General features: G+C 40.1%; 18 protein-coding genes, 1 other RNA gene, 1 riboswitch and 1 other annotated feature. Of the genes, 2 read left to right on the top strand and 17 right to left on the bottom strand.

The genetic code is table 11. The features are described 5' to 3' along the window. Positions 1-15: 15 nt before the first annotated feature. The gene (locus tag A33I_RS00530; RefSeq protein ID WP_022626523.1) at positions 16-2184 is read right to left on the bottom strand and encodes a sensor histidine kinase; all 2169 of its coding nucleotides are present in this window, start codon (positions 2182-2184) and stop codon (positions 16-18) included. A 232-nt stretch (positions 2185-2416) separates the two neighbouring features. On the opposite strand from A33I_RS00530, the gene A33I_RS00525 reads away from it, so the two are divergent. Beyond that, positions 2417-3064: an RsfA family transcriptional regulator gene (locus A33I_RS00525; protein WP_022626522.1), complete on the top strand. Its 648-nt coding sequence runs from the start codon at positions 2417-2419 to the stop codon at positions 3062-3064. A gap of 44 nt (positions 3065-3108) precedes the next feature. On the opposite strand, the gene A33I_RS00520 is transcribed toward A33I_RS00525, so the two are convergent. Continuing rightward, a complete protein-coding gene (locus A33I_RS00520) occupies positions 3109-3870 on the bottom strand; it encodes a tRNA threonylcarbamoyladenosine dehydratase (protein WP_012957778.1) in 762 nt (253 codons plus the stop codon). Between the two features lie 191 nt (positions 3871-4061). After that, a non-coding RNA gene (gene ssrS, locus A33I_RS20085) (6S RNA) lies at positions 4062-4242 on the bottom strand. 140 nt (positions 4243-4382) lie between these two features. Here ssrS and A33I_RS00515 point away from each other — a divergent pair. Beyond that, on the top strand, positions 4383-4676 hold the full coding sequence (locus A33I_RS00515; protein ID WP_012957777.1) for a hypothetical protein: 294 nt from the start codon (positions 4383-4385) through the stop codon (positions 4674-4676). 29 nt (positions 4677-4705) lie between these two features. On the opposite strand, the gene A33I_RS00510 is transcribed toward A33I_RS00515, so the two are convergent. The 14 genes from A33I_RS00510 to A33I_RS00450 form a co-directional block, all read right to left on the bottom strand. Then, entirely contained in the window at positions 4706-5923 is a 1218-nt protein-coding gene (locus tag A33I_RS00510; protein WP_022626521.1) for a homoserine dehydrogenase, read from the bottom strand. 83 nt (positions 5924-6006) lie between these two features. Further along, positions 6007-6121: riboswitch (SAM riboswitch) on the bottom strand. Positions 6122-6311: 190 nt separating this feature from the next. Further along, on the bottom strand, positions 6312-8099 hold the full coding sequence (gene aspS, locus A33I_RS00505; protein WP_022626520.1) for an aspartate--tRNA ligase: 1788 nt from the start codon (positions 8097-8099) through the stop codon (positions 6312-6314). Position 8100: 1 nt separating this feature from the next. Then, entirely contained in the window at positions 8101-9381 is a 1281-nt protein-coding gene (gene hisS, locus A33I_RS00500; protein ID WP_022626519.1) for a histidine--tRNA ligase, read from the bottom strand. Between the two features lie 71 nt (positions 9382-9452). Then, positions 9453-9685 (bottom strand) — a binding site (T-box leader). Positions 9686-9744: 59 nt separating this feature from the next. Then, positions 9745-9951, bottom strand: a complete 207-nt coding sequence (locus tag A33I_RS21015) for a hypothetical protein (protein WP_022626518.1) — start codon at positions 9949-9951, stop codon at positions 9745-9747. A gap of 88 nt (positions 9952-10039) precedes the next feature. Further along, positions 10040-10480: a D-aminoacyl-tRNA deacylase gene (gene dtd, locus A33I_RS00490; RefSeq protein WP_012957772.1), complete on the bottom strand. Its 441-nt coding sequence runs from the start codon at positions 10478-10480 to the stop codon at positions 10040-10042. A gap of 24 nt (positions 10481-10504) precedes the next feature. Beyond that, positions 10505-12691 carry a RelA/SpoT family protein gene (locus A33I_RS00485; protein ID WP_022626517.1) on the bottom strand — a complete coding sequence of 729 codons (2187 nt, stop codon included), beginning with the start codon at positions 12689-12691 and terminating at the stop codon, positions 10505-10507. Between the two features lie 212 nt (positions 12692-12903). Beyond that, positions 12904-13419: an adenine phosphoribosyltransferase gene (locus A33I_RS00480; protein WP_022626516.1), complete on the bottom strand. Its 516-nt coding sequence runs from the start codon at positions 13417-13419 to the stop codon at positions 12904-12906. Positions 13420-13421: 2 nt separating this feature from the next. Beyond that, the gene (recJ, locus tag A33I_RS00475) at positions 13422-15791 is read right to left on the bottom strand and encodes a single-stranded-DNA-specific exonuclease RecJ (RefSeq protein WP_022626515.1); all 2370 of its coding nucleotides are present in this window, start codon (positions 15789-15791) and stop codon (positions 13422-13424) included. Positions 15792-15869: 78 nt separating this feature from the next. Then, the gene (locus tag A33I_RS00470) at positions 15870-16208 is read right to left on the bottom strand and encodes a LapA family protein (protein WP_012957768.1); all 339 of its coding nucleotides are present in this window, start codon (positions 16206-16208) and stop codon (positions 15870-15872) included. Positions 16209-16238: 30 nt separating this feature from the next. Continuing rightward, on the bottom strand, positions 16239-17138 hold the full coding sequence (locus A33I_RS00465) for a cation diffusion facilitator family transporter (RefSeq protein ID WP_012957767.1): 900 nt from the start codon (positions 17136-17138) through the stop codon (positions 16239-16241). Positions 17139-17262: 124 nt separating this feature from the next. Then, a complete protein-coding gene (gene secF / locus A33I_RS21010) occupies positions 17263-18207 on the bottom strand; it encodes a protein translocase subunit SecF (protein ID WP_022626514.1) in 945 nt (314 codons plus the stop codon). Next, positions 18197-19501 (bottom strand): protein translocase subunit SecD, encoded by a 1305-nt coding sequence (gene secD, locus A33I_RS21005; protein ID WP_022626513.1) that lies wholly within the window; start codon positions 19499-19501, stop codon positions 18197-18199. Before secD ends, secF begins: the two co-directional genes overlap by 11 nt. Positions 19502-19654: 153 nt before the next feature. Continuing rightward, positions 19655-19930, bottom strand: a complete 276-nt coding sequence (locus A33I_RS00455) for a post-transcriptional regulator (protein ID WP_022626512.1) — start codon at positions 19928-19930, stop codon at positions 19655-19657. A 36-nt stretch (positions 19931-19966) separates the two neighbouring features. Continuing rightward, positions 19967-20452: a COG2426 family protein gene (locus tag A33I_RS00450; protein ID WP_022626511.1), complete on the bottom strand. Its 486-nt coding sequence runs from the start codon at positions 20450-20452 to the stop codon at positions 19967-19969. Between the last annotated feature and the right edge of the window lie 56 nt (positions 20453-20508).

Raw genomic sequence — 20508 nt, 5'->3', positions numbered from 1 at the left:
TTGGCAGCCAGTTTTTTAGCGGTACATTTTCAATTCATATAAAGGAAGTTGAATGATAAACGTGGTTCCCACACCTTCCTTGCTTGTCACAAGAAGCTTGCCGCCGATCTCTTCCACAATTCTAAATGAGGTCATCAGCCCGAGTCCGGTACCTGTTTCCTTTGTAGTAAAGAACGGTGTACCAAGCTTTTCAATCGTTTGAGGGTTCATTCCGATGCCCGTGTCCTCGACTTTTATTTCGATTATCTCACGTTCTGTATTCTCATAAGCAAAAAGAGCTAGTGACCCGCTTCCATCGATTGCTTCTAATCCATTTTTCACTAAATTCATCACGACTTGATGCAATTTACTGCGATCTAAATAAACGGTTGGAAGCGGCTCTATTTGCAGTCTCATTTTTATTCCTTGCTCGTTTGCTTCTGGTTCATACAAAGTATGAATATCGGTTAACAACTCACCAATATTTGTTTCTGTTTTTGATGTAACAGATTTAGGGTTAGCCATTTGTAGCAATTCCCCAATAATGGAATTCACTCGATCAATCTCTTTGATTATGACATCATAATGAACTTTATGTTCATCTTTCGTCGCATCCGATTGATGGAAAATTTGCATAAAGCCTCTAATTGTCGTTAGCGGATTGCGAATTTCATGTGCAAATCCTGCAGCCAGCTGACCGACTAACTGAAGCTTTTCAGAGCGAATTAATTCCTGCTCTATCTTGCGTTTGTCTGTAATATCAATAAAAATCAATAACACGTCTTCAAGTTCTTCTTCATTATTTAACTTAGGCAGAGTTGATACACCGGCAAAAAAGATTCGCTTCTGCCCGCCTAAATAACATTCAAATTCATACTTTTTATTAAAGTCTTGATTCCTGAGCACATCGGAAAGCTTTGAACAATCAATAAACGTTTTAAACGCTCCGTTCTGCTCAATAACTTGATCGAGTGTTGCACCCAAGGCTTGTTCTTTAGCTAGACCGAACAATTGCTCACACTGACGGTTAAATGTGGTCACCCGTTGACTGCTTTGTTGAAATGCTAAGACCCCATTATCGGTTGTTTCTAAAATTAGAGTGGATTTACGATGGCTTTTCTCACGCTCAACTAATCGTCTTGTCATCATATTAAAAGTACGTGTGAGCGTATCCACTTCATGATAAGCATCAGGTGCTAACGGATACACATTTTTACCAAACGCAAAATCACTAGTCGCAAAGACAAGTTTTTGCAATGGTTTCACGATATAAGATGATAACTTTATGACACCTATTGATGTAATAAGCACCACACACCCAAACAATACGAGATACTTTAAAATGAGTTCTTCAATAGGCGAATTCATTCGTTCATTTGGAACAGAAATACTAAGATACCACTCATTCTCAAAACCAGGTGCTTTTGCGATTCTAGAAAACGTTTGAATCATATCATTGCTTTTGCTATGAAATAAGTTTCGGTTTTGAACCAATCCATCAAATGCTTCACTTGTTAAATTATTTTGCTCCAAATAATTGTATGAGAGAATTAGATTTTCATTTGGATGAGCAATAATGTCACCTCGTCCATTCACCAAAAAAGCATATCCTTCAAGGCCGTGACTTTTTTGCTGCTTGCTGTAATGAGCCAAACGCTCCCATAAAAAATTCACATCAAAGATGGCTGAAACGACTCCCAAAGCTTCACCGTCTTCATCCTTCACTACACTCGCTAAAACGATGGCTGGTTGGTGAAGAACATCAGAATAAAAAATATCAGAAAAATAAATACCGTTTTGACTTATCGCCTTTTGATACCATAATCTGTCAGTTACATCTGTGCCCACAATCGTATTATCTAAATCAACACTGACTACACCTTCTGGATTTACAAATAAGGCTCCATAATAAATTGAATGAGCATTCACAAAGATCCGCAGCTCTTCTCTAATCTCTTCTCTTGTAGCAGTCGAATCTCGCAGGATTGTATTGTTTGCTAGAATCGTTACATCTGCCATTCGTTCATTGACAATCTCTTCTATAGAAATAGCTAAATTATCTGCCATTGTATACATTGTTTGTTGAAGCTGTTGATTGGTTTCTATTTTTTGCGATTGAAAAGTGATATACCCTACAAATAAAAGGGGAAGCAACGTCGCAAATAGGAAAAAGAACAATAATTTTGCTCGTAATGTTTTTAACATGGAATACTCCTCGAATAATGTCGAAATGTAAGAATAAATTTTTCTTCTATATCTTACACGTTTACACCATATAAAAAAAGGTTCTTTCATACTTTTTCATAATGATTAGGCTTACAATTTCAATGAAAAGAGGGAAATCGATTAAATTTTCTATGACCCTTGTATAAACTATCTTCTTTCTGACCATAGTAGCTAGTAACAAAAACTATCTATGGATTAGGAGTTGAAAAGAATGAAAGTTAGACAGGATGCTTGGTCCCACGAAGATGATGTATTACTTGCTGAAACCGTATTAAAACATATTCGTGAAGGCAGCACGCAGCTGCAAGCCTTCGAAGAGGTAGGAGATGAATTAAATCGCACCTCTGCAGCATGTGGTTTTAGGTGGAATGCTGTTGTAAGGCAGCGATTTATTAAGCAAATTGCTGAGGCAAAAAAAGAAAGAAAGCAGAGAAAACGCGCAATGTCTTTCTCCTATTACACTCAGCGCAAGCCTTTATGGGCACCACCAGCCGCACAACCTTCAATGAATGCAGTATCTTCATATAATCCAGAGCCTGCATCTAGTTCTTCGCTGTCACTCGATGCGGTTATTCAATACTTACAGACATTATCCGACCAAACAAACTCCAAAGAGGTGGAGGAAGAAAACCAGGCTCTTATTAAAACCAATCTTGAGCTGATCAACCGTAATCGTGAATTAGAAATCGAAATCCAAAAGCTTAAACAAGACAGTTCAATCATTGAAGAAGATTACCAATCTCTTATTCAAATTATGAACCGTGCAAGAAGAATGGCGATTTTAGAGGATGAAGAGACTTTATCCAACACTTCATTTAAAATGGACAAAAACGGAAATTTAGAGAAATTAGCTAAATAATTAATACAAAAAATGGCCTCCACAAGAGTGGAAGCCATTTTTTATTAACGATTAATTTCTATTCCATCAAGTAATTTCGTAATTACATGACCTGCCATTATCAATCCAGCTACAGATGGAACAAAAGCATTTGAGGATGGAGGCATTTTTGCTTTTCGAATTGGGCCTTCCTCAGCTTTTTGTGGAACAATTTCTTTTCTGATATCTTCACGAATTTTGATCGGCTGTTCATCAGAAAATACGACTTCAATTCCTTTATGAATTCCGTCTTTACGAAGTTTCGTCCGAATGACCTTTGCAATAGGGTCATAGCTTGTCTTTGAAATATCAGCGATCCGCAGGCGGGTCGGGTCCATCTTATTAGCAGCACCCATACTAGAAATAATCGGTATTTTACGCTCTAAACATTGTTTCATTAAATGAATCTTATAAGAAATAGTATCACTTGCATCAATAACATAATCAAGACCATAACTAAAAAACTGTTCATATGTCTCTTCTGTATAGAACATTTTAAGAGCAATGACTTCACAATCAGGGTTAATATCTGCAATTCTCTCTTTCATAAGCTCTACTTTCTCACGGCCAACAGTGGAGAGAAGGGCATGAATTTGGCGGTTCACGTTCGTAATATCCACATCATCTTTATCTACAAGAACTAAACGTCCGACTCCAGAGCGAGCAAGCGCCTCAGCTGAAAATGACCCCACTCCTCCAATTCCTAGAACAGCTACTGTACTATTTTTTAATTGATCAAGACCATCATGACCAATGGCTAATTCATTTCGTGAAAACTGATGTAACATGGATTGTTTCTCCTTCCAAGAGTAAGGTTTATGTATTATATAGTATACCCTTTTAGTACCATACTAAAAAGCTATCTATTATCGGATTTGAATATATCACAGCCTGCAAAAAAAGTCTAAGACGTTTTCACAGCGAAAAAAGCTGAATTGCTCTTATGAACAAATCAGCTTTTTTCCGAGTTATGTAGGATAAGAATCCCAGCTATGCCGTATTTGACTTACGTTTTGAACCTGCTCTCACAGGTGGGTGCCTAGTGTTCATTCTCTTACGTCCTTGACGTAGAAGGCATGTAATCCAACAAACAACTTATTGCTCCCTTTTCAAAAGTGTTGGCTCAAAACAATCAGTTTTTACGAACAATGTAGGACTCTTATCTTGTTGACTATAATATACCATGACAGAAAACGACATGCAAGTATTTTATCTAAATTTTCTGTTATTTATTTTTTTGTTCTTTTTTATGAGGTATGGTACGGTATGAATAAACCTATTTAGGAGGCTCCATCTATCCATGAAAAAAGCACTCGCCACTCAGCGCTGTATTGAAATCAGTCAGGAAATCGGCTGGACAGAAAAGCGCATTGTTGAAACATCATATGATATGTTCCTGTTTGAAGATAAACTAACCGTGAAAGATGATCATTACCCGATCCAATCTATTTTTGATATTTCTTACCGTAAAAAGCCAGAAAAAGATGCCATGGGCTTTTTGTATCTCCATACAAACCGCGGAGTTCGAACGTATTATATTAAAGAGGAACCCATTGCGTTGATTAATGCGTACCGTCAGTTAATTCAACCATAAGTTCCCCCATCTTACGTTATACCAATTTGTTAACTTACCTTCACTTCGTTCGCACTTGTGATCCTTTGAATATTTCCATAAAGCTGATAAACCGGCTGGCTTAACTCATCCACAGCAGCATTTTTAACAATCCATGCCTCACCTTCTGAATGCGGGATGGATTCAACGATTTCAACGCCATATGCTTCGGCCCAGTGCAGACATTCCCCATAACTTGCTTGATTGACAAATACCATCGAATAGCTGCTCTCTTCTTTTGCTTCATGTTGCTCTTCTGCAACAACACGATCCCCATCATAACGACTATGGAGAATAAAATCTTCTACCATACTATTCGCTGTAGCAGCCCCTCCAGCTCCTGGGCCGGCAAACGATAGTTGATCAATATCTTCCCCGTAAAGGACAACAGCATTTACGACCCCGTTGATGGATGCTAGAAGTTCATCACCAGCAACAAAGGCAGGGGACACAATACCTCTCACTTCTCCATCTTCTAGCTTTGCATCACCAATTAGTTTCACCTGACAGCCAAGTTCGTTTGCTACCTCTACATGCCAATTTTCAATCTCACTTACCCCGTAACGAGTAATCTGTTCCGTGTCAGCCCATTTACCAAAACAGAGTCTGCTTAAGATGATCAACTTATACCATGCATCATAGCTTTCAATGTCATCAGTTGGATCACTTTCTGCATAGCCTAGCTGCTGAGCCTCAAGCAGCACGTCAGCAAAGCTTCTCTCTTTTTGAATCATTTCCGTTAACATATAGTTTGTTGTGCCATTTAAAATGCCTCGAACTCGATCAATCGAAGTTGTGCTAAGTGTGGCACGGAGCGCATTTATAATAGGAATAGCACCCGCAACAGCCGCCTCATACCCATAAAAGGTGCCTCCAGCTTGTGCACAAGCATCAAGTTCTTCCCCTCTTGATGCGATCAATTTCTTGTTCGCTGAAATAACCGGAGTCCCTTGAGTAAGAAAATGGTTCGTATATGAATATGCTGGTTCAATACCTCCGATCGCTTCAAAGACAATATCATAGGAGTGATGATTTTTAAATTCTTCCCAATCAGTAGTCACAAAACCTTCTTCTAAAGAAGCCCGATCTTTTTGACGATCTTTAACTAAAATCGCTTCAATTTTAAATGACTCTCCTAATTGACGTTCAATCGTTTCTCTCGTTCTATGAAAGCGGTCATACACTCCCTTCCCAACTGTTCCAAAACCAAGTATTCCTATTTTAAGCATATGCCTCTCTCCTCGTCTCATCTAAACTTGTTTAATCATGAATGCAAAAAAACCTTTCCAAAAGGAAAGGTTTTCACTGCCTTCCCTTATCTTTCAGAATGAATTCATTCTGCTGAACGTAGCACCTTTGTTTGTATAGGCATACAAACCGGTTGCCGGGTTTCATCGGGTCAGTCCCTCCACCACTCTTGATAAGGATGAGATCTCCATCTCATACTGTTTCGAATTTTCTATTGAGTCTGATTATACGCACCTCAAATGAAACAGTCAATCATTTTTTCACTTATTTTTTCTCGCTGTATTATTTTAAATGCTGCTCTCGTTCTTCACGTTGTAAATAGACTAAAAAAAGAGACTGCCCAATGATCCAGGCAATCTCTAGAATGCTTTATACTTCGACCTTATCCGTCTTATTACCAATTATGGATAAATTAAGGTCAATTAACTGATCAAGACTTACTTCGCTTGGTGCATTCGTTAATAAGCAGCTTGCACTTGCTGTTTTAGGGAACGCAATCGTATCACGTAAGTTTGTACGTCCTGCTAGAAGCATGATTAGACGGTCAAGTCCAAGAGCGATTCCCCCGTGCGGTGGTGTACCATATTCAAATGCTTCAAGTAAGAAGCCGAATTGTTCTTTTGCTTCTTCTTCTGAGAACCCTAGCGCTCTAAACATATGCTCTTGAATTTCACGCTCATAAATACGCTGTGAACCGCCGCCAAGTTCATAACCGTTTAATACAAGGTCATATGCCTCGGCACGAACAGATGCAGGATCTGTAGCAAGCAGGTCACGATCTGCTTGCTTAGGACTTGTGAACGGGTGGTGAAGAGCGACATAACGCTTTGCATCCTCATCATATTCAACGAGCGGGAAGTCAACAACCCATAAGAAGTTAAATGCATCTTTATCAATTAAGTCGAACTCTTTACCAAACTTCAGACGAAGTGCACCAAGGCTGTCAAAGACCACTTGGGCTTTGTCTGCTGCAAAGAATAATAAATCGCCTTCTTCCCCATTCATCGCACTTAGAAGGTTCTCTGCATGTTCCCCTTCAAAGAATTTAGCAATCGGACCTTTTAAGCCATCTGCTTCAACCTTCAGCCAAGCAAGACCTTTTGCACCATACGGCTTAACAAATTCAGTCAATGCGTCAATTTCCTTACGAGACATTTTACTTGCCCCGCCTTTAAGATTTAAGCCTTTCACAATACCGCCGCCGTTAAGCGCACTTGTAAATACTTTAAAGCTTGAGTCACGGACTACATCTGAGAGCTCAATTAACTCCATTTCAAAACGTGTATCCGGCTTATCAGAGCCATAACGGTTCATTGCTTCATCATACGTCAGACGAGGCATTGGAAGGGAAACTTCTACACCTTTTGTTTCCTTTAAAACTTTTGCCATCATTTTCTCTGTCATTGAAAGAAGGTCTTCTTTATCCATAAAAGAAGTCTCAATATCAATTTGGGTGAATTCTGGCTGACGGTCTGCACGTAAGTCTTCATCACGGAAACAGCGAACCACTTGGTAGTAACGTTCAAAACCAGACACCATTAAAAGCTGCTTGAAGATTTGCGGCGACTGCGGAAGTGCATAAAATTCACCATGGTGCACGCGGCTTGGAACAAGATAGTCACGAGCTCCTTCAGGTGTACTCTTTGTCAGCATTGGTGTTTCAATTTCAAGAAATGCTTCTTCGTCTAAGAAATTACGAATTAACTTTGTTGTTTTGTGGCGTAGTTTAAATGTTTCCTGCATATCAGGACGGCGTAAATCTAAGTAACGGTAACGCAGACGCACATCCTCTGATGCATCTGTATCAGCTTCGATTTGGAATGGAAGTGATTTTGAAGCATTGAGTACTTCTACTTTTGTTACATGAATTTCGATCGTCCCTGTCTCAATCTTGTCATTTACTGTACGCGCGTCACGCGCAACGACTGTACCTTCTACTTCAAGCACGTATTCATTACGAACACGTTCTGCTGTCTCAAGTGCTTCTTTATTAACCTCTGGACTAAAAACAACTTGAACAATGCCTGAGCGGTCTCGCAAATCAAGGAAAATAACATTTCCTAAATCACGGCGCTTTTGCACCCACCCTTTTAATTGTACGGTCTCCCCTACATGTTCACTTCTTAACTCTCCACAATGATGCGTTCTACCAATCATCTTATTTGCCTCCCTCAACTTGCTCTTTCATGTATGTGATAAAAGTATCGAGTGCAACCTCGACCTGTTCGCCTGTTTCCATATTTTTCACATTAATTCGATTTTCATTAAGCTCATTATCACCAAGAATCGCTGTATAGCGTACGTTTAGGCGATCTGCAGCTTTAAACTGTGCCTTCATTTTTTTATCTAAGTAATCTTTGTCACAGCGAATCCCCGCTTGTCGTAACTGATACAAAAGCTCAACTGACTTCGCTTTGGCCTCATCACCAAGAGTCACAAGGAAACAATCAAGCTGATTACCAAAATCAGGCACCTTCCCTTGTGCCTTTAACGCCATGATCAATCGCTCAATACTGAAGGCAAAGCCGATTCCTGGTGTTTCTGGGCCGCTAAACTCTTGTACCAGGCCATTGTATCTTCCGCCGCCGCATAATGTTGTAATGGCTCCAAATCCTTCTCCTTCAGCCATTACTTCAAAAGCAGTATGATTATAGTAATCCAAACCGCGCACTAATGTTGGATCTACTACGTAAGGCAGATTCATTTGATCAAGATGCTGCTTCACTTCTTTGAAATAAGCAGCAGATTCTTCTGTATAGTAGTCATGAATAGAAGGAGCTGTTTGCATTAATGGGTGCTCACGGTCTTTTTTACAATCAAGAATACGTAATGGATTCTTCTCTAAGCGGTTTTGGCAATCTGAACAAAATTCACCGATGCTAGGCTTAAAGTGATTGATCAGTGCGTCTCTGTGAGCTTCACGGCTTTCTTTATCTCCTAAACTGTTTAACACAAGTTTGATATCTGTTAAGCCAAGCTCATAATAGATGCTCATCACTAATGCTAGCACTTCTGCATCGATGGCCGGATCTGCACTACCTAATGCTTCTACTCCAAATTGTACGAACTGGCGCATGCGGCCTGCTTGCGGTCTTTCATAACGGAACATAGGACCGGTATAAAATAGTTTCGTCGGCTGACTCGCTTCTCCGTACAGTTTGTTCCCTACAAAGGAGCGCACAACTCCAGCTGTTCCTTCAGGACGAAGAGTTAAACTGCGCTCGCCGCGGTCAGTGAATGTGTACATTTCCTTTTGAACAATATCCGTTGTTTCCCCTACTCCACGCGCGAACACTTCAGTATGTTCAAAGATTGGAGTTCGAATTTCTTTGTAATTATAGCGGCTGCATATTTCTTTTGATTTTTGCTCGATATATTGCCAAATTTCAATTTCACCTGGTAATATATCTTGCGTACCGCGTGGGATTTGCATACTCATTTTTGTTCCTCCTGCACGTATAAAAAGTCTTTTTTTAAAACACAAAAAACTCCCGCCTCTGATGTATCTACATCAGGGACGAGAGTTGTATACCCGTGGTGCCACCCTAATTGAAGCAAACTGAACTTGCTTCCACTTTTAAACAGTTAACGCCTGTTAACGTCATCTCCTACTGATCTACACGTTCAGAGAAAATCCTCAGAGGTGTTCATTCATCAAGACAAATTGGGAGGGCTCTCAGCCGCGGCCTCTCCTCTCTTTACAACCTGCTACCTTAATTACTCTGCCTCTTCGCCGGAATAATGCAAATTTGTAATTGGTTTGTTTACTACTATACGAATGAAACCCCAAGCTGTCAATAGGCTAATTTCGTCCGAGCTTATGCTTTAGAGCCCTCACATCTCTAAGGGATAAGCCAAACTCTGAAGCAAGCTCCAAGTTTGTATTCGTATTTTCTTTTTCCACAAAGCTGTGAAAGTCTACATGAAACATTTGATCTGTGCTTTGATGCATAGATTGCTGCCGCATACTAGAGCGCATATAGTGGATCTTCCTTTCTGATACATCCATTAATATACCTCTAGCATGACCACAATTAATAAAAAACTTACAGCCAAACGTAAATAATTTACTTTAAATAATTATTTACTTAAAAAGATTATTTACTTTCCACAATTAAAGTGACAGGTCCATCATTGGTTAGAGAAACATCCATCATTGCTCCGAATGTTCCTGTTTCTACATGGATCCCTTTATCACGAAGAACTTGGTTGAAATAATCGTAGCGCTCTTTTGCTATATCAGGCTTTGCCGCATCCATAAAGTTTGGACGACGGCCTTTTTTACAGTCGCCGTAAAGAGTAAATTGAGAGATCGATAAAATCTCTCCTTCTTTGTCTTTAAGAGAATGATTCATTTTCCCATTCTCATCCTCAAAAATCCGGAGGTTAACGACTTTGTCCGCTACATATTCTACATCTTCATTCGTATCCTCATGTGTGATTCCGACTAGCAACACTAAGCCAGAATTAATTTTACCCACTACTTCATCCGCTACTGTAACTGAAGCTTCCTTCGATCGTTGTAATACGACTCGCACGACTAACACCTCAAATGATAAAGATTAATGCATAATTCGGCGTACAGAATAGATATCTTGTAAATGTTTAATTTTTTCCACTACTTTATGGAGATGATCAATATTTTGAATTAAGATCGTCATATTAATGGTCGCCACTTTATTGCGGTGATCACTCTTTCCTGACACCGCGTTAATCATCGTTCTTGATTCCGTAACAGCTTGTAATACCTCATTTAATAAACCATTGCGGTCAAAACCAGTAATTTCAATGTCTACATTGTATGATTTGGACTGCTGATGATCGCCTTCCCACTCAACAGGCAAAAGACGAGTTTTCGCTTCTTCTGTGTTCACATTCGCACAATCAGCTCGGTGGATAGAGACTCCCCGGCCTTTGGTAATATAGCCGATGATGTCATCACCAGGTACAGGTGTACAACAGCGAGATAGACGAATAAGCAGGTTATCCACACCTTTTACACGTACGCCTGAGCTTGCTTTCTTCTTAGGTGTAAAAGATGGGATCTCTGATATAGCTTCTTGCAGAGACTGCTCTTCTTGCTCTTGGTCTAGCTGCTTACGTAATTTCTCGGTCATTCGATTAACAATTTGTTTAGCACTGATCCCGCCATACCCAGCTGCTGCAAACATGTCTTCTTCGCCTGCAAAGCTGAACTTATTGGCAACAAGTTGAATATTTTCTTCCGTCAATACCTCTTTTGGTTCAAAATCGAGAGCACGAATTTCCTTTTCAACGATTTCGCGTCCCTTTTCGATATTCTCTTCACGGCGTTCTTTTTTAAACCATTGCTTAATTTTATTTTTCGCGTGAGAAGATTGAGTGATCTTTATCCAATCCTGGCTAGGGCCATATGAATGCTTAGAAGTCATCACTTCGACGATATCTCCTGTTTTCAATTCATGATCAAGCGGCACCATTTTGCCATTTACTTTGGCCCCAATACAACGGTTTCCGATCTCACTATGAATTCGATACGCAAAATCAAGCGGCACGGACCCACGCGGGAGGTCAAGGACATCTCCCTTTGGAGTAAACACGAAGACCATGTCACTAAATAAGTCCATTTTTAGGCATTCCATAAATTCTTGTGCATCGTTTGTTTCGTTTTGCGATTCAATAATGTCACGGAACCAAGTAAGCTTGTCCTCAAAAGAGTCTTTAGACGAAGCTGAAGATTTTCCTTCTTTATATGCCCAATGAGCCGCTACCCCGAATTCAGCAACGCGGTGCATTTCTTCTGTACGTATTTGAACCTCAAGAGGATCACCGAATGGTCCAACAACGGTTGTATGCAAAGATTGATACATATTGGCTTTAGGCATCGCGATATAATCTTTAAATCTCCCAGGCATCGGTTTCCAGCACGTATGAATGACACCGAGCACAGCATAGCAATCTTTAATATTCTTTACGATGATACGAACAGCTAAGAGATCATAAATTTCATTAAACTGCTTGTTTTGCAGCACCATTTTACGATAAATGCTGTAAATATGCTTCGGTCGGCCGGATAACTCCGCATTCACTTTGACATCAGTTAAATGTTCATTAATTGTGTCCATTACTTGTGATAAATACTGTTCACGCTCAGCTCGCTTGCGCTTCATCAAGTTAACGATGCGGTAATACTGCTGCGGATCTAAGTAACGCAAGGCTGTATCCTCAAGCTCCCACTTAATTGTTGAGATACCTAGTCTATGAGCCAGCGGCGCAAAGATTTCGAGTGTTTCATTTGACGTGACTCGCTGTTTTTCAGGCGGCATGTATTTTAGAGTTCGCATATTATGAAGACGATCAGCAAGTTTTATCAAAATCACTCTAATGTCTTTTGCCATAGCGACAAGCATTTTACGGTGATTTTCCGCCTGCTGTTCTTCTTTTGATTTATACTTAAATTTTTTAAGCTTGGTTACCCCATCAACAAGCATAGCAACTTGCTCGTTAAATTCTGCAGAAATCTCTTCTACAGTTACCTCAGTATCTTCTACAACATCATGTAAGAAAGCAGCAGCTACTGTATTAGGGTCTAATTCAAGTTCCACTATAATTCCTGCAACTTGGATTGGGTGTAAAATGTAGGGCTCGCCAGATTTCCTGTACTGCCCGCTATGAGACTTCTCAGCATACTCGTATGCTTTACGTAAAAAAGCAATGTCATCTTCACTAAGATATTGACTTGCTTTTTCTAACACTTGATCTATGGTCATGGAATCACCTATTCACGATTCGATTTCTTCTTATTATCGTTAAGTTTTCAATGGATGTAAAGGGAAAAAGGCGAAAAATGTCGAGGTAGTATAGAAAAATATTTCCACCCCTGTACCCGCTTGTATGTAATCACTACTACTTTGCCCTTTTCTGTATTTAGATAACAGAAAAGAGCACTCATCACTTATGAGCACTCTGATCTTCTAGTTGTTTATTTATACGTCATTAATGAGAAAATGTCATGGCCTTCAAGTTTCTGACGGCCATCTAGGTAATCAAGTTCAATCATGAACGCAATTCCAACAACAATCCCGCCTAGTTCTTCAACCATTTTAATTGTCGCTTCAATGGTACCACCTGTAGCAAGCAAGTCATCAGCAATCAGTACGCGCTGCCCTTTTTTAATAGAATCACGGTGGATCGTCAAGCTGTCTTTACCATACTCTAAACCATAATCAACTGAGATCACTTCACGCGGAAGCTTTCCTGCTTTACGTACAGGAACAAATCCAGTTCCTAGAGAGTAGGCAATTGGACAACCAACAACAAAGCCACGAGCTTCAGGCCCAACAACAAGATCGACTTCTTTATCTTTTGCAAATTCCGCCATTTCATCAATAGCCGCTTTGTATGCTGCACCATCTTGCATTAGAGTCGTAATATCTTTAAAGCGAATACCTTCTTTAGGGTAGTTTTCTACAATTGTAATATACTGTTTAAAATCCATTTTTACACCGTCTCCTTGATTTGTCGTTCATCTATTTCATTTCGGGGAATCACGCGATTAAACCATTGCTTTAATTCCTCATAAGAAGAATAAACGAATTGATTTTCTATATGTGCTTGCTCTTGTTTTCGTTGATACGTAATTGACGCATCAAGTGCTTTTTTCTCCGGTGCATCACTTAGAGAAAGAACGCCATTGTCTATTGTAACAAAACCGAGCTCTAAAAACACCTGGGACATAAAATCGATCGTATGACTAGACCAGCCTTTATGCTTAGCAAGGTCTGTTCCATGTTTTTTCACATCGAATGTTTTACGCTTTAATAGAAAAGCATAGAACCATTTAAATTGATCACGATTTGGATTTGTCGTAAAAAACGAATCGTCCTGTTGATGAAAAATAGTATAAATCCTGCTAGGTGTTCCTTGTTCTTTAAATAAAAGAGAAAGCTCTTCTCGAGTATTAGGCACATCTAATAATACCACATACTTCCCTTCAAAGGCTCCGCTCATCTCCGTCAGATCACTCGCTTTTCTCAAGTCATCCAGCTGGAGTCCGAGCTCTTCTTTCGTGGATTCTTTGAAGAAAATAAGTACACGGTCATCAATCGGAATTTCCATCAATCGATCTTCTAACCTCTTTTGTTTAATACTGCGCCAGTCAAAAAGCTGCCATTCCTTAACTGCAAGATCTTCAAGCATCATCTGCGGTTTTACATGTCCATTCCATTCATTGATAGAAAGAGTTCCAATCGCAGAGAGCTTTGCCGTCTGGCTGATTTCATCATGTAAATGCCCTAAATGAAAGCCAATCCCATCTAGACTCGCTCCGTTTTGAACAAAAGACATTTTTAGATGATTAGACTCACTGCCAATACGGCGCATCTGATCGATATGAACTCCTTCAAGCATCACTTTTGGTGTTGGATTATTCACTCCAAAAGGAGCTAAAGCTTCTAACTGCTTAATCACCGTTAAGGAGATGCGGTCTACCGTTGTGGATAAATCGATCTTCGTAAGCGGCTTGAAGTCTTCCTCAGTTAGAACTTCCTGCGCCTGATTATTTAAACGTTCACGCAGTAAATTAAGATCTGATTCTTTCATTGTCAGTCCAGCCGCCATTGGATGTCCTCCAAAATGAGGCAGGATATCTCGGCTTTTCGATAATTCTTTAAACATATCAAAGCCTTCAATACTCCTTGCTGAACCTTTGGCTAACCCTTTTTCTTCGTCAATGCTTAATACGATTGTCGGACGATAGAAACGCTCAACAAGGCGTGAGGCAACAATTCCAATAACACCTGCATTCCAGCCGACTCCTGCAATGATCAACACATCATTCTCATCTGGAGGATACTTAGATTCTACGATCTCGACTGCTTCTTCAGTAATCGTATTAACAATCGATTGACGTTGTTTATTTAAAGAATCAATCTCAGCAGCTAGGTGTTCCGCTTCACTTGAATCATTCGTAATCATCAACTCTACTGCCGGATCAGCTGAATCAAGTCTTCCTGCAGCATTGATCCGCGGTCCCATTCCAAAGCCGACATGATCGCCTGTTAAAGTATCCTGACCGATTCCACACACTTTCATCAAAGCACGCAACCCTGGCTTCGATGTTGACTCTAGAGCCTTCAGTCCTTCTTTAGCCATTAAACGATTCTCATCAATCAGCGGTACTAAATCAGCAATCGTTCCGATAACAACAATATCAAGCAGCTCTTTAGGAATTCTGCCGAGGAGTGCTTGTGATACTTTGAACGCAACACCTACACCAGCTAATCCTTTAAAAGGATACGTACAATCTGGCTGCTTCGGGTTTACGATAGCATATGCCTCTGGCAAAACTGGAGGGGCCTCATGATGGTCAGTCACAATAAAATCAAGATCAATTTCTTTTGCGACATTCGCCTCGTGAACAGCAGAAATCCCTGTATCTACTGTTACGACTAAGGAATACCCTTCTTCTTTCGCACGCCTCAAAGCCGGCTCATTAGGCCCGTAGCCTTCTGTGAACCGATTAGGAATATAATAATCAAACACAGCACCAAGTTCATTTAATGTGTAAATCATAACAGAGGTGCTGCTTACACCGTCCGCATCATAGTCACCAAATATTAAGATCTTCTCTTGGTTTGCAATGGCTTCTTTAATTCGTGCCACAGCCTTGTCCATACCCTTTAACAAATAGGGATCATGGTACGTCATTTCCTTTGTATATAAAAAAGTTCTTGCGGCTTCTGGTGTCTCTATGCCGCGATTAACTAATAATTGGGCAACAAGTTCATCAACGCCCAGCTCGCTTACAAGCCTGCCTGCTTTATGTTCATCTTGTTCTTGAATTTTCCATCTTGCCTTAGGTCTTAACATAAGTTCACCCCTTGACCATCCTATTATACAGGAGGTGCCAAGGGGTGACAATAATTGAATGCGTCTATATTGTTTACTTTATTTGGGATCTTGATCTAAGGTTGTGTCTTTAATGACGGTATTCTCGTCTTCTTCCACTTTGTCAATAGAAGATTCCGTTTTAACAGCGGACTCTTGATGGCCCTTTAACGTCTTCAGTTTTTTAAGCTCAGCTTGAAGACGGTAGATTTTAACCATTCCAAGTGCACCTGCTACAATGGCCCCCATAAATACAGAACCTAAAATAACGAGAATTAACGGCCATTCTGCTGTACCAAATAGATAATTCACCCTTACGCCTTCTACATTAATGACTGCAAAGATTGCGATAATAATAGCAACTAACAAACCTAAGATAATATTCCATTGTCCCCTCATCCCATAACCCTCCTCATGGTATTTTTCTACTTATTCTTTTTCTCTATATGGATTAATATGAACGAGAACATCTTGCACATGCTTCTCTTCTAATAATCTTAACTTCACATTTTTCCCTATCGTATGGCCTTCTTCAACAGTTATGTTCGGGTTAACACCAATTTTTATATCGATAATGACATAATGACCGTGTTCACGAGCATAAAACTCATCAATATTTAATACACCTGGAACTTCGGCTGCTGCTTTTTTCATTTCGATCGTATCTTCTTCGTGAAGAACATGGTCTAATGCATTATGAATCGATTGTTTCCCCAAGCTGTAAGCCATTTTCCCAATTAAGATGGCCACAAACGCACTCGCTATCGCATCCCCGTATACAAGCCAAGAAATATTGAGCATACCACCTAAAATGGCAGCACCAATCCCGATAAGAGCAGCCAGCGATGAGAATACATCTGACCGGTGATGCCAGGCATCTGTCATTAAAGCTTCACTCTTATACTTTTTACCCAGCTGATACTTATATCGAAACATAATTTCTTTTGTAACGATCGAAAACAGCACCGCATAGATCGCAATCATCTTCGGTACAACAACGGGCTCAAAGAAGGACTTTATTGCACTAAGCGCAATTTCAAAACTCACGATAAATAAAAGAACCGCCACTATAATGGCTGCTACAGATTCCGCTTTCCCATGACCATATGGATGATCTTCATCCGGCGGTAGTTTTGCTGCGCGGACGCCAATTAAAACGACCACAGACCCCACAACATCGGATGCAGAATGTGCAGCATCAGCAATGAGCGCTCGGCTGTTAGCCATAAATCCAATAACCGCTTTAATAATCGCAAGTATAATATTCCCTATAATCCCTACCCAAGCAGCAAAGCGTACTTTACGGTACCGAATATCTGCTTCTTCCATATGCTCACCTCACATAGATAGTATACCAAAACCTGCCACCACTCCACGTTATTGTACCAAAAAAAAGATCATGGTATGCACCATGATCTCATATTATGTCTCTTGCTTTGCACCTGTTCATTTACTAAACAGTCGGCTCTTCTTCTGGCTGAGGTTTACTCTTAAACTTTTGTTTTTTAAGCTGTTTTGACTTCCAGATCAACCATAACTGTGAAGCGAGGAACATAGATGAGTAGGTCCCAGCTACAAGCCCGATTAATAAAGCAAGCGCAAATGATCGAATCGCTTCCCCGCCAAATATAAATAAGGCAGCAGCTGCAAATACGACTGTTAATACGGTGTTAATTGAACGGGCAAGTGTCTGCACGAGGCTTTTGTTTACAACGGCTGCAAGATCATTAAAATCCTTCACTCGTTTTGTTAGCTTCATGTTCTCACGAATCCGGTCAAAGGTAACAATTGTATCATTAATGGAATAACCGACAATCGTTAATACGGCTGCTATAAAGGGAACATTTACTTGAATCTGCAGTAAACTGAATACCGCAATAATAAAGAATGCATCATGCAACAGTGCCACAATCGCAGCAACCCCATATAAAAATTCAAATCGAATCGTTACATAGATGATAATCCCGACAGAAGCAATTAATACAGAAATTAACGCATTACGAGCAAGCTCTTGCCCTACTGTAGGAGATACTGTGCCAATATTAGGCTCAGCCCCGAAATTCTCGGAAAAATACGATTGAATTTCTGCTATCTCTCCTGCATCAAGCACACCGATAAAGCGTGCTGTAGCCATTTCATTACGATCTCCGCCTAATGTAATGTCATCAGGCGTATATCCTGAACCAATTTGAGCAAATTCTGCTTCCACCTGCTCTGCTGTAAGCGGCTCTTCAGCAAGAATCTCCACTTGAGATCCACTTTCAAAGTCGATTCCTAAATTCAACCCCATCGTCAGCAAAAGGATGACACCAATGAGCATAGCAGCAAGCGAGAACGTGAAGAACTTTTTACGATGCTGAACAAAATCTATCTCGCGGTTTTGAAAATTAAAGCTCATCGATTTCACCTTCTTTCACACCGAACATGCGCGGCTTCTTGTTCAACGCGCGACTGTTTACCCATAATCCAAGCAATAAACGCGAACCGAATACTGCTGTAATAAAGCTTGTTAAAATACTTACAATTAACATTACTGCAAACCCTTGAACCGAGCTTGTCCCATATGCAAATAGAACACCTGCTGCAAGAATCGTCGTAATATTGGCATCGAGAATCGTCGATAACGAACGACGGCTGCCTGCTTTGAATGCCGACATAATCGATTTACCTGAGCGAATTTCTTCTTTAATACGCTCGTAAGTGATGATATTTGCATCAACAGCCATACCAACACCTAAAATTAACGCAGCAATCCCAGGAAGTGTTAAAATCGCATTCATCCAGTTAAACACAAGAAGTACTAGATAAATGTACATGCTTAGGGTAATCACAGCGATCACACCCATAAAACGATAATAGAAAAGCATGTATAAGAAGATTAACGCAATCCCAATAAATCCGGCATAGATCGTCTTCTCCATTGCCTGTTCCCCAAGAGAAGCCCCTACTGAATTCGAATACATCTCTTCTAGCTGAACAGGAAGAGATCCTGCATTTAATACTTCAGCAATAAAGCGAGTTTCCTCAACTGTAAAATTCCCTTCGATCATAACATCTCTTGAAGGAATGACTTGACGAACAGAGGCAGCAGATAAGAATTTCGGATCCTCACTCATCATTTCTGCTTCGTAAGAGTCTACCCCTTCTTCAAAATCAAGCCAGATCACTAATAAATTTTCACCAGGAGGCCTGCTTGAAATCTCCCTTGTTATGTCTTCAAATAATCGCGCATCACGTAATGTGAGCGTGACAATCGGCTCATTCGTCTGGTCTTTAAATGAAGAGCTTGCCCCGTTTTGCTGCAAATCACTTCCGTCTAAAAGCACTTCATCATTTACATCACGAAATGTTAAATTTGCTTCTGTAGATAAAAGATCACGTGCCGTTTGCTGGTCATCAACACCCGCTAACTGAACACGAATACGATCATCACCTTCAATTTGAATGTTCGGCTCTGATACACCGAGTACATTGACACGCTGGTTCAACGCACCTACCGTTGCACTAAGTGCTTGTTGATCAATCACATCTCCTTCATTAGCAGGATTGACTTGATATAAAATTTCAAATCCGCCTTGAAGGTCTAGTCCAAGCTTGATTTCCTTCGTAATTCCCAAAACCGTCTGGCTGATCAGCCCTCCGAAGATGAGTACGATGAGAAAAAAAGCGATAATTCGGCCTTTTTTCACCATGTTGCTCTAATGCCTCCTCCTATTAACGCACTAATGCTTGTCTACTAGGAGACAAGCATTTACACAATAGTCTTATTATAGCTTTTAATGAAAATTCCTGTCAATTTCATCTAGAATATTCTCATTCTTTAGTCATGTTTATGTAAAAACTACCTATACGAGTGTTTCTTTTGCAAACCAATCGTTCTTTTCACGGTAGCTTTCTTTTGTAACCCAAGTCATGTAATCTTGGACCTTTAACGATAAAATCGCCTGAACAAAGGCATGAAGATGAATAAACTCTTTTTGTTTTCGCAGACGATACATTAAACAAGCCCATACTTGATCTTCTGTTACTCGTTCATACCCTAAAAAATGAAACTCATCTACTTTAGAAGATAAAGCAGGCTGTACGTCATATCTCCAACTCTCAAACTGTTGTTTATCCATCCTATCATGCTCCCTTCAATTGTTGTGCAAGCTTCCTTAAAAAACCATATACATAACGCCTGCAATTCCTACTCCTGCAATAACAACACCAGTTGCAATCGCTAGAAAAGCCGATTTTAGCGGAATGAAGAATAAAATGGCTGCAAGACTTGCTGAATAGGCTCCTGTGGTCGGAAGCGGCACGGCCGTAAATAAAATTAATCCCAGTGCACCGAACTTTTCAACATTATTGCTTTTTTTCATTGTGCGGTTATATAACCAATCATAAAATCGTTTGTACATAGAGAATCTCAGCATCCACTTACTTACCGGACGAAATAATAATAAGATCGGAATGATCGGCAGCAAATTCCCTAAGATGCCATAAAACAGTGCCTCTCCAAATGAAAATCCAAGCTGATGCGCAAGTGGAATGCCTCCCCTAAGCTCTAAGATCGGCATAGCTGAAATAACAATAACTAATAATTCCGGCGGCAGAAAACCAAATGTGTTAATTAAAAATTCCTCAATCGTGTGTTTCACTCAATACTCTTCCTCTCTATTCTCTAATCCCATACCAACGACTTTTAAACAACTTG

The sequence above is a fragment of the Alkalihalophilus marmarensis DSM 21297 genome, from assembly GCF_000474275.2.
Taxonomy (GTDB): domain Bacteria; phylum Bacillota; class Bacilli; order Bacillales; family Bacillaceae_D; genus Alkalihalophilus; species Alkalihalophilus marmarensis.
This window is presented reverse-complemented; position numbering and strand designations above follow the sequence as displayed.

What these genes read in the sequence shown, in the direction of transcription:
- A33I_RS00530 (WP_022626523.1), bottom strand. Translation starts at nt 2,184, where the DNA reads ATGTTAAAAACATTACGAGCAAAATTATTGTTCTTTTTCCTATTTGCG.
- A33I_RS00525 (WP_022626522.1), top strand. Translation starts at nt 2,417, where the DNA reads ATGAAAGTTAGACAGGATGCTTGGTCCCACGAAGATGATGTATTACTT.
- A33I_RS00520 (WP_012957778.1), bottom strand. Translation starts at nt 3,870, where the DNA reads ATGTTACATCAGTTTTCACGAAATGAATTAGCCATTGGTCATGATGGT.
- A33I_RS00515 (WP_012957777.1), top strand. Translation starts at nt 4,383, where the DNA reads ATGAAAAAAGCACTCGCCACTCAGCGCTGTATTGAAATCAGTCAGGAA.
- A33I_RS00510 (WP_022626521.1), bottom strand. Translation starts at nt 5,923, where the DNA reads ATGCTTAAAATAGGAATACTTGGTTTTGGAACAGTTGGGAAGGGAGTG.
- aspS (WP_022626520.1), bottom strand. Translation starts at nt 8,099, where the DNA reads ATGATTGGTAGAACGCATCATTGTGGAGAGTTAAGAAGTGAACATGTA.
- hisS (WP_022626519.1), bottom strand. Translation starts at nt 9,381, where the DNA reads ATGAGTATGCAAATCCCACGCGGTACGCAAGATATATTACCAGGTGAA.
- A33I_RS21015 (WP_022626518.1), bottom strand. Translation starts at nt 9,951, where the DNA reads ATGGATGTATCAGAAAGGAAGATCCACTATATGCGCTCTAGTATGCGG.
- A33I_RS00485 (WP_022626517.1), bottom strand. Translation starts at nt 12,691, where the DNA reads ATGACCATAGATCAAGTGTTAGAAAAAGCAAGTCAATATCTTAGTGAA.
- A33I_RS00480 (WP_022626516.1), bottom strand. Translation starts at nt 13,419, where the DNA reads ATGGATTTTAAACAGTATATTACAATTGTAGAAAACTACCCTAAAGAA.
- recJ (WP_022626515.1), bottom strand. Translation starts at nt 15,791, where the DNA reads ATGTTAAGACCTAAGGCAAGATGGAAAATTCAAGAACAAGATGAACAT.
- A33I_RS00470 (WP_012957768.1), bottom strand. Translation starts at nt 16,208, where the DNA reads ATGAGGGGACAATGGAATATTATCTTAGGTTTGTTAGTTGCTATTATT.
- A33I_RS00465 (WP_012957767.1), bottom strand. Translation starts at nt 17,138, where the DNA reads ATGGAAGAAGCAGATATTCGGTACCGTAAAGTACGCTTTGCTGCTTGG.
- secF (WP_022626514.1), bottom strand. Translation starts at nt 18,207, where the DNA reads ATGAGCTTTAATTTTCAAAACCGCGAGATAGATTTTGTTCAGCATCGT.
- secD (WP_022626513.1), bottom strand. Translation starts at nt 19,501, where the DNA reads ATGGTGAAAAAAGGCCGAATTATCGCTTTTTTTCTCATCGTACTCATC.
- A33I_RS00455 (WP_022626512.1), bottom strand. Translation starts at nt 19,930, where the DNA reads ATGGATAAACAACAGTTTGAGAGTTGGAGATATGACGTACAGCCTGCT.